The organism is Pseudoflavonifractor sp. BSD2780061688st1 E11 (genome assembly GCF_005844125.1).
In the GTDB taxonomy this organism is placed as follows: Bacteria; Bacillota; Clostridia; order Lachnospirales; family Lachnospiraceae; genus Sellimonas; species Sellimonas catena.
The window spans coordinates 24,779-38,568 of the sequence record NZ_SPHM01000014.1 but is presented as its reverse complement, the minus strand read 5'-3'; the positions used below and the strand labels follow the sequence as shown (position 1 = coordinate 38,568).

Sequence of the window (13,790 nt, the reverse complement as noted above, 5' to 3'; positions counted from 1 at the left end):
GAAAGGATAAAGAGTATTATGGAAAACAACAAACTTAAAGTCAAAGACTTAGTGAACATTGGGATTTTTTCAGCATTGTATATGGCCATCGCAATGGTAGTGATGCTTCCTGTGGGAATCACACCAGTTCTTTGGCTGCTTTGGCCAGGAATCGCAGGTCTGTTCGGCGGAGCATTTTTTACTCTTTTGTTGGCAAAAGTGCCTAAAATGGGATCTGCTCTCCTTCTTGCAATTATCAGCGGTATCCTGTTTTTTGCGACAGGAGAATGCACATGGGTGATTATCGTTACATTTGCTGTTGCCGGCATTCTGGGAGAAATTGCAAGAAAAATATTCGGATATAAATCCTTCAAAGGCATTGCATTAGCTGGCGGTTTTTCTGCGATTGGTTTTATTGGTTCTCCTTTACCTATGTGGCTGTTTCAAGAATCTTATATGAAATCCATTGAAGAAATGGGTATGGGTGTAGAGTATGTGGAAGGGCTACAGTCTATGATCTCAGTTGGCTCATTTATTGGAATGTTGGCGGTTGCTTTTGTTGGCGGTTTTATCGGAACTTTAATTGGACGCAAAATGTTAAAAAAGCATTTTGAAAAGGCAGGAATCGTTTAATGGGTACAATGAAAAAGGGAATTTTGGTTCTTGACCCACGAACCAAAATTCTCCTGCTGTTGGGGATCAATATTTATGTTTTCACAAATAGCTATGTCTGGGCTGAAATAATTGTAATGGCAGCTTTAATTATTCTCCTGTTGTTATGTGGCGTTTATAAGGCTGCCCTAAAAAGCGCGGTTACATATATAGCTCTACTTGCAATCAAATACTTTTTGCTGCCATTTTGCCCGGAAATTATATTAACTTCGCTGAATATTGTTGTCATTACTTTCCGCAAGTTGCTTCCCTGCGTAACATTAGCAACTTTGCTCGTTCAGACGACACCTATTCGGTTGCTTATGCACGCATTGCAAAGGTGGCATTTACCTCAGACTGTAATTATACCGTTAGCAATCACAGTACGCTACTTCCCTACTTTGCGTGAAGAACAACAGGCAATCAGCGATGCGATGAAATTGAGAAATGTACATGGTGTTTTTCAAAAATTGGAGTATATCTATGTACCGCTCATGTTATCAGCCTCGACAACAGCAGATGAATTAAGTCAGGCTATTACTGCACGTGGTATAGATAATCCACGCCCTAAAACCTGTGCCGTATCTATGCAGTTCCATATACAGGATTATGTACTCTGCTTTGTCGCTATTGTACTTGTTATTATTGCTTTTGTGTTGCTTTAAGAAGGGGGGATTTTATGATAACATTTGAAAACCTGTCATTTTCCTACGGAAATACAGGTGAAGAACAGTTAAATTCCCTTGACCTGCAAATAAAAAAGGGGGAATTTGTCCTTCTTTGTGGAAGAAGTGCCTGCGGTAAGACAACTGCAACCAAGTGCATCAACGGATTGATTCCGCATTTCACAGAAGGAAAATATTCTGGCTCTGTTGTTGTTAAAGGAAAAGAAATTGCCAAAACGCCAGTTTATGAAATATCAGAAGATGTAGGCTCAGTTTTTCAAAATCCTAAAACTCAATTTTTTAATCTTGACTCTGATAGCGAACTGGTTTTTGGAATGGAAAATTTAGGAATAGAGCCAAACAAAATAAATGCCCGCGTTCAAGAAGTAGCTCACGATCTTATGATTGAAAATCTGTTGGGTCGAAGTGTTTTTGGCCTTTCTGGTGGCGAAAAACAGATACTTGCTCTCGCTTCTATTTATGCCGTAAATCCGGATATTTATGTCCTTGATGAACCAACGGCAAATATTGATAAAGATGGAATTGACCGGCTGCATGAAATTCTTCTCAAATTGAAGCAAATGGGTAAAACGATTGTGATCTCAGAACATCGCTTATATTTTCTCATGGATTTAGTGGATAAGGCTGTTTATATTGAACACGGCGCTATTCAGAAAGTATATACAGGCGATGAATTTCGTGCGTTAGCGGATTCAGAACGTATTAGGCTTGGATTGCGCTGCTTTACCTTGGACAACGAAAAAGATGAGGTGCCTACGAAGTGTAATTCAGGCATATTGGAGATTGATAATTTATCCGTGAGCTATAAAAATAGAACCATTTTCAGCAACGCATCTTTTGCAGCGGCTCGCGGGGATATTATTGCAGTTACTGGACGCAATGGAAGTGGAAAGTCCGCTTTTCTGCGTGTGCTTTGTGGGCTTATGAAAGAAAAAGCAGGGAGGATTGTGTTTGATGGAAAGCCATATCCATATAAGAAGCGCCGAGAACTGTGTTACATGACGATGCAGGATGTTGTCCATCAGTTATTTTCGGATAGTGTATGGGAAGAATTTTCTCTTCTCAATAAAACTGTTGATGAACAGGAAATCGCAAAAATTCTAAGACGACTGGACTTATTGGATTACAAGGATAAACATCCTATGACACTCTCTGGAGGTCAAAAGCAGCGACTTGCTCTGGCAGTAGCCACTCTTGCAAATAAAGATATTATGATTTTTGATGAACCGACCAGCGGCTTGGATTATGGCAACATGATCAAAGTTTGTGAACTTATCAAAGAGTTATCTTCCAATAGAATAGTATTTGTGGCGACACATGATCGTGAGTTAATGGGATTGTTGTGTACTCGTCGAATGGAAATATCAAATGAATCAATCTCTGTTTACGATCTCACGACTAAATAAGGAGGTTCAGATGAAACTCTATGCGTCCGGGGAGGACTATCTGGAAACCATCCTTGTTCTCCAAAAGAAAATGGGCATGGTGCGTCCAGTTGATATTGCCCGGCACATGGGATTCACCAAGCCGAGCATCACCCACGCCATTACAACACTGCAGACCGGCGGATTTGTCGAGCGGGACGAGGACGGCTTCATTCGCCTGACCGATGTGGGCCGCGAGGTGGCCGAGCGCACCTATGAGAAGCACTGCTTTTTCACCGAAATGCTCATAGAGGCCGGCGTGGATCAAGAAACGGCTGAGGCAGATGCCTGCCGGATGGAACACGCCATCAGCGAGGACAGCTTTCAGCATCTGAAGGTCAAGCGCCAGGGATAAATCTTGTTTAGAAAGGGCGGGCGGAGAAATCAGATCTTTGCCCGCCCCTTTTCTCTGTGTTGAAGCTGCGAGATTTTTGACGGAAGCAACTGCCTGATGGGAAAAATTGCCGTTCAGTCAAAATCCAGCGATCTTTGCCATTTACACTTAATATGGCATTTTGAAGCCATATACGGGTAGAAAGAACGGGAGGGATGTCTATGAGACGGAGAAATCAAAATAGCAGAGGTAATTTCAAGTTACAACAGGCGGTCTTATTCCAAAGAGAATGAGGCCGCCTTTTCTTTTATAATCCGACAAAAATCAACAAAGTTTTCGGAACAACACTGCACCTAAGATGATTGGCAGGCCCGCCGCCTGCTGGTAGCATCGGCGGGCTCGTGTGCAAAGTGTGGTCCAGATGGCAGGGAGCCAGAAGTGCATGATGGAAAGATGGATCATGCACATAAAGAGGTTCGTCCATCTGCTTACATTTCGACACACAGCTTACTTTACAATACGGTTCTTCCGCCGCCCTTTTCACGGGAGTAGGCGGGAACATCGCAAATCGAGCGATAAGCCTCCTCCTGCGGGCGCCGGAAGTCATGACGGACTTCTTTATGTGTATCACTCGGCCGGCAGCTCACCTTTGCGGTGTGCGGCCGGCCGCGTTTCTTTATATGGCAAGGCAAGACGCCCGTTAGTTCGGTGCCGGTCTCCGCCAAAGGTTCAAGAATTCCCTTAAAATTCTTGAACTATTTGGAGGATAAGGCCATGTGGCAACGAAATAATGGACGAGCAGAGGAAGAACTGCAAATCAAGTTTACAGGTTACTTAATCCAGGCAGTCAGGCGCACCCAGCGGGATTATCTGAAGGCCCTTTATGCGTACAGCAATCAGGAGACCTTGACGGATACGATCTTTGCTGTGAGCCGGACGCTGGAGCAGGAAGTGATGGAGCGGCTGCCCCTCTGGGAGAAAATTGAGAGCGGTGCGCTCCTGTATGCCTTAAAACAGCTGGACGAGCGGGAACGGTATGTGTTCCTGGCCCGCGTGCTGGACAAGCGCCCATTCGATGTGATCGGCGTGCAGCTGGGATTGTCGTATAAGGGCGCGGCCGCGGTGTATTACCGGGCCATTCGGAAGTTGAAGAAGAGCATCGAGGGGGTGAACGGATATGACATTTGAACAGATGCTGCGGCGAGCCAAGGGCGGTGACCATGAGGCCATCACGAGCATTTTGCTCATGTACCGGCCCCTGCTGCTCAAGTATGCCGTGATCAACGGCAGACTGGACGAGGATCTGTACCAGGAGCTGTGCATCACGCTGATGCGGGCGATTGACCTGTTCCGGATTTAAGTCTATGAGAAAGGCCCTGAGATCGCTGTCTCAGGGTCTTTCCCGTGGGCTTAAAATGTATTTGCCACCTGAGAATACCTTGCGTTGCAAGCTTTTCCCGTTCAGCAAGTTTACAATTCATCTATTCCAAAAAGCAACTGGTCATAGTATAATAGAGCCAACGATAAAGCTCAATTTAGGGGGATATAGCAATATGAAAAACAATAGATACTTAACTATTGGCTTATTAACAGGATTTATTATCGGTGGTTGCATGGGTGTATTGGGATGGGCGTTTCTGCAAAATCTTTTTGCTATTCCTATTTGTGCGGGTATTGGAATGTTGATTGGAATTGTTATAGGTACATTGATTGATTATGGAAAAAATCATCAAGAGAAATAGCAAAAAAGCGTTATGCTTTTATACTCATCGAGCCACCCTGATCCAAACTTTCAAAATTGAGTACCAACCGCCCATCGGCGGCATCACCGAGCAGGAAATCATTGAGACCTGTTGCTAATTCAGCAAGATTCGCATTGGCCTCGCCTATTGGAAACAGCCCTGTTCTGTGTTATACTAAAATCAATGAAGGGGGTGAAGGCGCGATGAGTCCATTGGAAAAGAAACGGATTGCAGCAGTCAAGACCGCCGACGCGATCAACGCCATCGAGGGTGCGCCGATTTCCAGCTATGCACGGTCACTGTCTGCCAGCTGGGCCCGCGGTGAGCTGACGGGCGAACAGATGAAGCAGGCATTGCTGGCACATCATCGCCGGATCGCGGAGCAGGAGCGCCAGAGCCGTGTCTGACCCGTACCTGTATGAAGATGTGCCTGTCTTGAAAAACAAGCTGGGCATCAAAAAAGAGCAAACACTGGATCGCATCGAGGCTGAGCAATCCAGAGCCAATATGATGCTGTTATACGAGCAGGGCTTTCAGGATTTTTCTCCAAATGGCCTGCGGGAGATCCATCGAACCCTATTTGGCGACATTTACGAATGGGCTGGCCAGTACCGCATCATCAATATCGAGAAGCGGGAGAAGCTGCTGGCAGGCCGAAGCGTTTGGTACAGCAACGACGACAGGATAGAGGAAGATCTCGACGAGGCTTTTGGACGGCTGGGAAATACTCGCTGGGATGGTATCAGCCGGGAACAATTTGTTCATCAGCTTACCAGCCTCTTTCCGCCAATCTGGCAGGTGCATCCTTTCCGGGAGGGCAATACCCGAACGGTTATAATGATGATGACATTTTTTGTGGAGCATCATGGATACTTTATGGATCAGGAGCTGATGGCTGCCAGTGCCGGTTATGTCCGCGACTCCTTTGTGATGGCCTCCCTGGATCAGTTTTCAGAATTTGAGCATTTGGAGCGCATTTTGCTGGACGCTGTTTGTGATGAGCCGATTGATTACAGTGCGGAAAGCCTGGAGGAGCCTGCCGAAGTACCGGAAAAATATCGCAAATACCAGAAGGAGCCCTATGTGCCGGAGCCGCATTACCGGCGTGAGGAATAAAAAAGCGCACAGCGGAAGAAGATCCGTTGTGCGCTTGTCTTATTTTAGTGAGGTGCCTGGGGCGACGAATTTGTAGCCGTGGCCCCGCACTGTTTCTATGATGCCAGTCCCCAGCTTGCGTCGGAGTTTATAGACCATGCTGGAGATCCCCGACCAGCTGGCATCAAAGGAGTCCGCCGCGACAGCTTCATAGATCTGGCGGGCAGTGAACACCTGCCCTGGCCGGCGGGCCAGCAGGAGCAGAATATCAAACTCCATCGGCGTCAAATCCACCGTCTGGCCGGACTGCCACACCAGCCTGCGATGCGGGTCAATTTGCAACGAGCCAAAGAGCAGCAGTGCGTCTGCGGAGGCGGCTACTGTGGACAAGTCTGCGACAGAAGCAAGGGCCGATATTGCTTTGCTAAAAAGGGCTTCTTCATCGTCCCTAAACGATAGAATTATAAACTTCCCAAGCAGCTCACCTCCAATCGTTCAAACTTCGCCCGCTTATTATCTTTTGGAATGTGCGGGACGAATCATCAACAGGACTATGCCCACGGCAAACAATGCGCACTGGACGATAAGAACTGCAGCCGGCATAGAGAAGCCAGGGTCTAAAGTCCCATGCGTTAATGGGTACTCGCCAAAGAACTGTCCATTCCAAATTTTCAAGGCGTCAGGCAATGGTAGGGCCATGCACCCGAAGGGAACTACCATCCATACATAGACCAGCCAAGGCCGGACTTGGCCTAACAGCCAGCCGCTTCCGAGCGCAAATATCAGCGTCGGAACCAGTGTGATCAAAGCCGGGAAAAGCAGTTGTCCCCAACTGTACCAGCTAAAATACTGTCCGTAAAAGAAAACGGTCTCCGCGATACAAACCAAAGCCAGTAATACGGTTCCGGTTAGGGCTGCGGCGCATCGAGCCAGGGCATATCGTCTCGGAGAAACTGGGGTGGCATCCGTAAGGATGTTTACCCGCTGCGCTTTACCGGATGTGAAGAATGTCAAAAAGAAGAGGGCTCCAATCCACAGCAGTGGAATCATGCGGCTCAGGTAATCCCCGAAACTCCAGGGAGAGAAAGGGGCGGTGTGAGACACCCCTAAAATGGTCACGCTGTTCAGCACCTGCCACCCATAGAACAGCAGGATCAGCAAAAGGCCAAAAAAGAATTTGTTCCACAATAGGCGTTTGCACTCATATTGAAATATCTTAATCAAGGTTCAAATCCTCCTCTGCCAGCCCGCAGGCGTTTAAGAAATCCTGATAGGTCAGATAGGGGTACATGGGGTCCAGTTCCCGATTGAACAGACTATTCAGGATTTGATCAAAAGCATCTTCGCCGCCCACCAGCTGCTCTGCTTTCAAAATTTTCAACGGCATCTCGCAGTATTGCCGCACATAAGTCAGGTTACCTGTAATCTCCAGCTGCTTGTCTTCCGGCAGATTCGCCAGGTAATCGGGATTGCGCACATAGAAATCCAAATAGTAGTCGTCCACAGCCTGCTGCCATTGGTCGATGTAATGTTCCTGGGCGTAGGCTTCCCCGTATAGTTCTTTGACGATACGGTAGGTGGTGTAGACGGTCAGACCTTCGGCCGACCAGGGACTTGTGGAATCCGAAGTGTCAAACATATTGCCAAGGCCCCACCATTGGTGGACAAGCTCATGGATCATCACTTCGCCGGCGCCGCCACCCTTATCCGTATTTCCAAGATTATCTGCGGTGAAGTCTGCTTCGTCAAGCAAGCTGGCGCCGTTCGCGGCATAGCCGCCGCCAGTTACCCGGCTTTGGATGAGTTTGAGAGTTTCACCTGTTCCAAAAGACAAAGAACCATAGTGCTCGGTACAATAGTCCACCACAGATTTAACCGCCTCTACTGCACCCGCGGCTTCCATAACAGATTGGTGTTTGCGGCCGTAGTAGAACTCAATGGTCATGCCGCCAGCCTCAATATTCTCACAAATATAATCGCCGGCATAAAGGATGCCGCCAGTGCCATTGGCCTCATAACGCCAGGTTTTGGTGCCGTTGTCGTGCTCCGCAACCACCTCTGCTTCGCTGGAGCCGAACGGGATCGCAGTCATGGACGCAGGCAGCGTAATTTCAATGGTGGCAGGGTATCCATTTTCACCCGGCATAACATTCATCAGGCGCGGGGAAAGAGCCGAGTTCTCCAGACACAGATATTCTGTGCTGATCTCTTTGCTGCCCTGCATCGTGGACATATTGCGGCTCTCCTGTGGAAAACCACTGTATTCCATGACCAGCTCCGCTTGTTCATCGGCGGGAAGGGTCACTTCCAGCATGGCCTCATTGTACTCCTGGTACTCGCTCACCAAGAAGGGTACATCTGCGCCGTTCACCTGCACATTGGAGATGGTATATCCGGGATTGATGCCAAAGGCCACATTTTGCTCCTGACCCGAAGTGTTCTGGAATTGATAGGATGCCGTGCCGGAAAGAGAACCGGTGGAAGTATTGGGGAACACTTGGGCGCTGCGTCTAGTGCAAACTACATTTTCTGCGTAGGGCACCTCATAAAAAGTCATCGCCATTTCGTCCGGATTGCTTTGGTCAACCAGCGGCTGTGCGGCATAAGCAGTGCTGGAGCAGACTAACAGGAGCAGGGCAATGGCTGGACGGTAGATTCGCCGTACACTTGCGGCCAGAGAACCAAGTGCCCCCTTCCCATATTGCCGGATGCAGAGATAGGAGACCGTCCAAACCCCGGCCAGGGCCGCCAGCCAGGTCAGGCGCATCCAGGCAACCGAGCGGAAGATGCGGAAGTTAGAGAAATCGTCCGACAATGCCCAAACACAGGGATTGAGCCAGCAGAGCTGCCAATCATCCGCCCAGACGGTCAGACTCAGAGCCGCAAAGGCAGCAAACAGCACCAGAGACAGGTCAACCCTCCGTGTAAACTGATAGGCGGCTGCAGCGGCCAGAATGGACAGCGGCAGGGCCAGCCCCATCAAAAGCAGATAGGCCAGGACATAATCCATGCCGCCAAATACTGAACCAATGAGGTGCATACTGATGGGGAGCCAAACCAGCATCGTAAGGGCCACAGTTACGACCGCCGCTGCCAGTAGAGCCAACAGGCGAACCAGGGCCATAGTCAGAGGGGATACTGCCGCGTCCATCAGAACATCCGCCCGGCTGCGGCTGACACGATCCAGTTCAAATATTGTGAGCAGGCCAAACAAGATGCCGCCAACAACACCGCCAGCGATGGCAGGATTGGCAAGATAAAGGGAGAGCATTGTGGTGGCTGTGGCCGGCTTGTAGAGGAAAAGACCAGCTGCCGGGGAGACCACAGTCAGCAGAACAATAAGCCAGGTCAGCCGGTTTTGAAGCAGCCGTCCAAACTCCAGGGGGAAAAGGCGGATCGTCTTCATTGTGCCACCTCCCGGGAGATGAGATAGAGGTAAGCATCTTCAAGGGAGGGCTCATCCGCCTGCGCATAGGCCGGGAGTTTATCTGCGACTGCACGGCAGCGGATTCCCTGACTGGTATTGACACGGGCAGTAATATGTAGCCCCTTTTCCTGGACTTCGTCCTTCTCCCAAAAGACGCCCACATGGCCGGCAGCAGACTGAATCAACTGTTCCGGCGTTCCGGTGAACAGGATATTTCCGTGATTGATGACCACGATCTGGTCGCACACCGACTGCACATCCTCGATGATATGGGTGGAAAGCAGCACCAGCCGGTCTTCTGCTGTGCGGGAGAACAGATTGCGGAAGTGAATACGCTCTTCCGGGTCCAAGCCCACCGTGGGCTCGTCAAAAATCAGGAAGGGCGGATTCCCCAGCAGAGCTTGCGCAATGCCTACCCGCTGACGCTGGCCGCCGGAGAGGGTGCGGATTTTGGATTTTGCCTTTTCCTCCAAATTGACCGCTTGAATTGTCTTTTGGATAGCGGCCTTGGGATTTGAGATCCCTTTGAGCGCGGCCATGTAGTCGAGAAATTGTGTGACCGTCAGCTCATCGAACAAGCCAAAGTCCTGCGGCAGATAGCCGAGTCTCGCCTTCAAAAGCCGGTCCGTTTTGGCAAGCGGCTGCCCATCCACCAGGATAGAGCCGCCGGTGGGCATGAGGGCCGCCACCAGGAGCTTCATCAGGGTGGATTTTCCGGCCCCGTTGGGGCCAAGCAGGCCGATGAGGCTTGGAGCTTTCAAATCCAAATTGAGATCCTTCAGCGCTTGTTTTCCGCTGGGGTATGTCATACTAACATTTTGAATATTGATTTCCATATTGTTTAATTCCTTTCTGCTTGGGATGAGAAAAGGATACCAGGGCAATATGGAGCGAAGATGGAGGGAATTTGTGATTTGTATGGAGAAGGGCAGAAAACGGGGCAGGCACATTGGCCTGCCCCGTTCTAACGCTATAAAATTACTCTTTTCACCCAGTTATCCAGATAAGCCAGCTGCTCCTCCGTATGGAACCAGTGCTCACCATTCTCCAGGACGGTGAGCCCGGCTCCGTGTTCTGCTGCGAACCGCTCAACGGTCTGGCGGGACACCAGATGATCGCCCCCTGCATAGAGGATCTCTGTGGGCACCTGCCAAGCGATGGGGTGCTCCCGGACATAGCGCAGGTATTTCCAGGAAAGGGTTTCTCCGAAGTTTGTAGGGATCTCGCCCTTTTCCCGCAGCATTTGCTCTGATACCCCCGCCCAGCCCATCATGTCCAGGATTAGCCGCTCCATGTCAAGCACAGGCGACACGAACAGCGCCTTGTCCGGCTTCTGTTCTCCCAGAGCCAGCATAGAAAAATAGGCGCCGATGCTGTTGGCCAAGAGTATGATGTGTTCATACTGCCTGTTGGCCTCATCATAGGCCGCCGCGATCTGGGGCGCCGCCTCCCAGGGAAACTCCCCTTTGTAGTCCACCCCAAGCACATCGAAACCGGTACAGATGGCACGGAAACGGTCTGCTTCTTTAGCGCTGCCGCCCTTGCCGTGGATGTATAAAATTGCGCTGTTCAAAACCTTCCCTTCTTTTCTGTCTGTGTTTTTTACTCTCAGAGATGCCGCCCATAAAATTCGTTCAACTGCTCTGCCAGCGCCTTCGGATTTTCCTCATTTACCACATGGCCGGTGTTTTCCAGCACCTGCAATTCCGCACCCGGAATGTGTTGGGCCAGGAAATGGGCTGATTTCAGGTTCGCGCTGTCCTTCTCCCCGCAGAGGATCAGGGTGGGGCAGCGGATCTCACCCACCCTGCCGCTGAAGTCCAGATCCTTCATAGTGTTCCCCAGGGCAAAGGTGTTCTTCTTGTCAAAGGCCATAGACTTGAACATGGACTTTGGCAAAAGACGGAACACCATATTCTGGAGGGCAAAGGCCCCCTTTGGAACCTTGTGGGGCGTACCGATCAGCACCAGGGTTCTGACATTTTCCGGGTGCTCCAGCGCATAGTCCAGAGCCAGGATGCCCCCCAGGGAGAGGCCGCACAGGTGGACCGGCCCGCCGATCTGGGCGCAGTATTGGGCGAAAGCAGTACGGAGGTTGGAAAAGCTGGCCTCCCGCCCGTCCAGAAGGTTGGACAGCTCCGGGCTCAGGATGTCCTCCCGGTGCTCCAGATACGAGATGGTCTCTTTCCAGCTGTCCGCCTTGTGACCAGAGCCGTGAATCAAAATTGTTTTTTTCATGGGTGTTTTCCTCAAATTGAATCAGTTTGGTTCATTCTACCATATCCTCGGCGGAAAGTCCAGAAACCGAACCTGCCTCAAACCGCACCACCGCCCGCACTCCATCCGGTATATTCTCAATGTTACACGCCGCTCCGTGTCGTTTCAAGATTATTTTCACCAGATACAACCCCAAGCCGCTGCCGCCAGTAGCCCGGTTCCGGGAGGTTTCCTCCCGGTAGAAGGCTTCAAACAGATGGGGCAGGGCCTCATCACGGATATAGACCCCGGTGTTCTCTACCGTCAGGGTCGGTCGGCCATCCAGGAGGCCGCACCAAACTCGTACCTCCGCTCCATCCGGGGAGTAGAGGGATGCATTGGAAAGCAGATTGCCTGCCATCCGCCCAAGCAACGAGGCGTCCCCAGTGACAACGGTTCCCGATGTCAGATCCTTTACCAGACGCTGGCCTCTTTGTTCCAGAAGAGGCATGTCCAGAGCCAACTGGCGCTCTATGATGGCGGACAGATCCACCGGCTCCCGTTTCACAGCCACAGATCCACTCTCCATACGGGAGATAGCCAGCATCTCCTGCACCAGATTTTCCATCCGTCCTGTTACCTGAAGAGAGCGAAGCAGGTACTTGTCCCGATCCTGGTAGATGCCCACACCCTCCAGCATACCTGAGAGCTGTCCTTTCAGGATGGTCACCGGAGTTTTCAATTCGTGAGAGGCAGCGTTGAAGAAGGCCATCCGCTGGCGGTCTAGCTCTCGTTCCCGTTCCACCTCTCCCCGGAGGGCCTGGTTGGCGCTCTCCAGGTCGGTGAGAGCAGTATCCAACCGGCGGGCCAGCTGATCCAGGCTGCGGCCCAGCTTACCGATCTCGTCCCTGCGCTTTTCTCCACATTCCCAGTGGAAGTCCAGCTCTGCCATTTTCCCGGCGATGCCGCTCATGCGCACGATGGGCCGGGTAATGTATCGTGAGTAAATAAAGGCGCACAGCAGGGAAAATATCAATAACACCAGCAAAAGCCAGGGGGCCATCTGAACCAGTGCCCGTACCGCAAGATTTTCCGCCTCAATTCGTGGGGTAACATAGAGAGTATAGCTTTCGCTCTGGCCGGCAAAGGCTACCTCAGCGGTGATTGTGGCCTGCTCCGACATAGTGACAGCTACCGTATCGTCTTCCCGAGTGTCCCGGCTGTAATCGCTGACGGCGCTCTCCTGCTCCGAGGTAGTGATGATCATGGCGTTATCTTCATACACGGCTTGAACCGTCAGCTTTGCCCCAGTATCCACCAGCCGCCCATCCGGCCCCACCAGCATGGCGTTGGCCCCGGAGGAAAGTACAAAGTCATCCAGCAGCTCACCGCAGTCCGCAGGAGTCGTATCCGCCAGTTTCCCCACCAGGTCATCTACCTGAGCGGTAAGGTCATCATTTACTACGGCGGTATAGGTACTGGGGGAGGCCCAGGCGATAAAACTGAAGGTGACCGCCCCGGCCGCGAGCAGGACACCGGCGGTAATGAGAAAGATACGGGCTGTCAGGCTTTCAGCGATCCTCTTTCGCAGCACGATAGCCCACCCCCCTCACTGTATCAATATAGTCCCGTCCCAGCTTGTGGCGAAGATTTTTGATGTGGCTGTCCACCACCCGTTCATCTCCAAAGAAGTCATAGCCCCATAGTTTCGCCAGCAGCATCTCCCGGGTGAACACCCGGCCCGGCGCAGCCAGAAAGGTGTGGAGCAGTTCAAACTCCCGGGCGGTCAGGTCCAAGAGCTGGCCATCCAGCAGGGCCTCCCGGGTGTCCAGGTCCAAAGTCAGGTCCCGGTAGCGCAGGCGGTTGTCCTCGCTGGTATTTCCACGGCGGCGGAGGATGACCCGGATCTTCTCCAGCAGTACCGGCATGGAGAAGGGCTTGGTCACATAGTCGTCGATGTCCATACCGAAACCCCGGAGCTGCGATTCTTCCCCGTCCAAGGCGGTGAGCATCAAAATGGGAACCTGGGACTGCTGGCGGATCAACTCGCAAACTCCAAAACCATCGATTTTCGGGAGCATCAGGTCCAACAGAACCAGATCGAAAGTCTGTCCGCCAAACAGGGCCAGGGCTGCCACGCCATCCCCAGCTATGGCGGTCTGATAACCGGCGTCCTCCAGGTAGGCACGCAGCAAATCCTGGATGTCCGGCTCGTCTTCAACAATCAAAATGCGTTTCATTAGTAATCACCCAATC

General features: G+C 51.1%; 17 protein-coding genes. 9 read left to right on the top strand and 8 right to left on the bottom strand.

Annotation, left to right across the window (positions count from 1 at the left end; all coding sequences use genetic code 11):
• Positions 1–18: 18 nt before the first annotated feature.
• The 9 genes from FGQ85_RS08250 (at position 19) to FGQ85_RS08210 (ending at position 5,932) form a co-directional block, all read left to right on the top strand.
• Positions 19–612 (top strand): MptD family putative ECF transporter S component, encoded by a 594-nt coding sequence (locus tag FGQ85_RS08250; RefSeq protein ID WP_087180066.1) that lies wholly within the window; start codon positions 19–21, stop codon positions 610–612.
• Positions 612–1,295, top strand: coding sequence for an energy-coupling factor transporter transmembrane component T (locus FGQ85_RS08245; protein WP_138373200.1), 684 nt, complete (start codon positions 612–614; stop codon positions 1,293–1,295). The genes FGQ85_RS08250 and FGQ85_RS08245 overlap by 1 nt, the downstream gene beginning before the upstream one ends.
• A 14-nt stretch (positions 1,296–1,309) precedes the next feature.
• Positions 1,310–2,722, top strand: coding sequence for an energy-coupling factor ABC transporter ATP-binding protein (locus FGQ85_RS08240; RefSeq protein WP_138373199.1), 1,413 nt, complete (start codon positions 1,310–1,312; stop codon positions 2,720–2,722).
• A gap of 10 nt (positions 2,723–2,732) precedes the next feature.
• Complete coding sequence (locus FGQ85_RS08235) at positions 2,733–3,095, top strand: metal-dependent transcriptional regulator (RefSeq protein ID WP_138373198.1); 363 nt, start codon at positions 2,733–2,735, stop codon at positions 3,093–3,095.
• Between the two features lie 753 nt (positions 3,096–3,848).
• Positions 3,849–4,262, top strand: coding sequence for a sigma-70 family RNA polymerase sigma factor (locus FGQ85_RS08230; protein ID WP_243128517.1), 414 nt, complete (start codon positions 3,849–3,851; stop codon positions 4,260–4,262).
• Positions 4,252–4,434 (top strand): helix-turn-helix domain-containing protein, encoded by a 183-nt coding sequence (locus FGQ85_RS08225; protein ID WP_138373196.1) that lies wholly within the window; start codon positions 4,252–4,254, stop codon positions 4,432–4,434. Before FGQ85_RS08230 ends, FGQ85_RS08225 begins: the two co-directional genes overlap by 11 nt.
• Before the next feature lie 193 nt (positions 4,435–4,627).
• Positions 4,628–4,816 (top strand): hypothetical protein, encoded by a 189-nt coding sequence (locus tag FGQ85_RS08220; RefSeq protein WP_138373195.1) that lies wholly within the window; start codon positions 4,628–4,630, stop codon positions 4,814–4,816.
• A gap of 203 nt (positions 4,817–5,019) precedes the next feature.
• A complete protein-coding gene (locus FGQ85_RS08215) occupies positions 5,020–5,223 on the top strand; it encodes an antitoxin VbhA family protein (protein WP_006573901.1) in 204 nt (67 codons plus the stop codon).
• A 19-nt stretch (positions 5,224–5,242) separates the two neighbouring features.
• Positions 5,243–5,932: a Fic family protein gene (locus FGQ85_RS08210; protein ID WP_243128519.1), complete on the top strand. Its 690-nt coding sequence runs from the start codon at positions 5,243–5,245 to the stop codon at positions 5,930–5,932.
• A gap of 39 nt (positions 5,933–5,971) precedes the next feature.
• On the opposite strand, the gene FGQ85_RS18795 is transcribed toward FGQ85_RS08210, so the two are convergent.
• The 8 genes from FGQ85_RS18795 to FGQ85_RS08170 all read right to left on the bottom strand — a co-directional run bounded on the left by FGQ85_RS18795 (position 5,972) and on the right by FGQ85_RS08170 (position 13,774).
• Positions 5,972–6,205 (bottom strand): winged helix-turn-helix domain-containing protein, encoded by a 234-nt coding sequence (locus tag FGQ85_RS18795; protein ID WP_279233657.1) that lies wholly within the window; start codon positions 6,203–6,205, stop codon positions 5,972–5,974.
• A 219-nt stretch (positions 6,206–6,424) separates the two neighbouring features.
• Complete coding sequence (locus FGQ85_RS08200; RefSeq protein ID WP_138373192.1) at positions 6,425–7,135, bottom strand: hypothetical protein; 711 nt, start codon at positions 7,133–7,135, stop codon at positions 6,425–6,427.
• Positions 7,128–9,317: a M1 family aminopeptidase gene (locus tag FGQ85_RS08195; RefSeq protein WP_138373191.1), complete on the bottom strand. Its 2,190-nt coding sequence runs from the start codon at positions 9,315–9,317 to the stop codon at positions 7,128–7,130. The genes FGQ85_RS08200 and FGQ85_RS08195 overlap by 8 nt, the downstream gene beginning before the upstream one ends.
• The gene (locus FGQ85_RS08190; RefSeq protein WP_138373190.1) at positions 9,314–10,174 is read right to left on the bottom strand and encodes an ATP-binding cassette domain-containing protein; all 861 of its coding nucleotides are present in this window, start codon (positions 10,172–10,174) and stop codon (positions 9,314–9,316) included. The genes FGQ85_RS08195 and FGQ85_RS08190 overlap by 4 nt, the downstream gene beginning before the upstream one ends.
• A gap of 134 nt (positions 10,175–10,308) precedes the next feature.
• Positions 10,309–10,911 carry an alpha/beta hydrolase gene (locus FGQ85_RS08185; RefSeq protein WP_138373189.1) on the bottom strand — a complete coding sequence of 201 codons (603 nt, stop codon included), beginning with the start codon at positions 10,909–10,911 and terminating at the stop codon, positions 10,309–10,311.
• Positions 10,912–10,946: 35 nt separating this feature from the next.
• Complete coding sequence (locus FGQ85_RS08180; protein ID WP_138373188.1) at positions 10,947–11,576, bottom strand: alpha/beta hydrolase; 630 nt, start codon at positions 11,574–11,576, stop codon at positions 10,947–10,949.
• A 31-nt stretch (positions 11,577–11,607) separates the two neighbouring features.
• Entirely contained in the window at positions 11,608–13,128 is a 1,521-nt protein-coding gene (locus tag FGQ85_RS08175) for a HAMP domain-containing sensor histidine kinase (protein WP_138373187.1), read from the bottom strand.
• The gene (locus FGQ85_RS08170; RefSeq protein ID WP_138373186.1) at positions 13,106–13,774 is read right to left on the bottom strand and encodes a response regulator transcription factor; all 669 of its coding nucleotides are present in this window, start codon (positions 13,772–13,774) and stop codon (positions 13,106–13,108) included. Before FGQ85_RS08170 ends, FGQ85_RS08175 begins: the two co-directional genes overlap by 23 nt.
• Positions 13,775–13,790 lie beyond the last annotated feature (16 nt).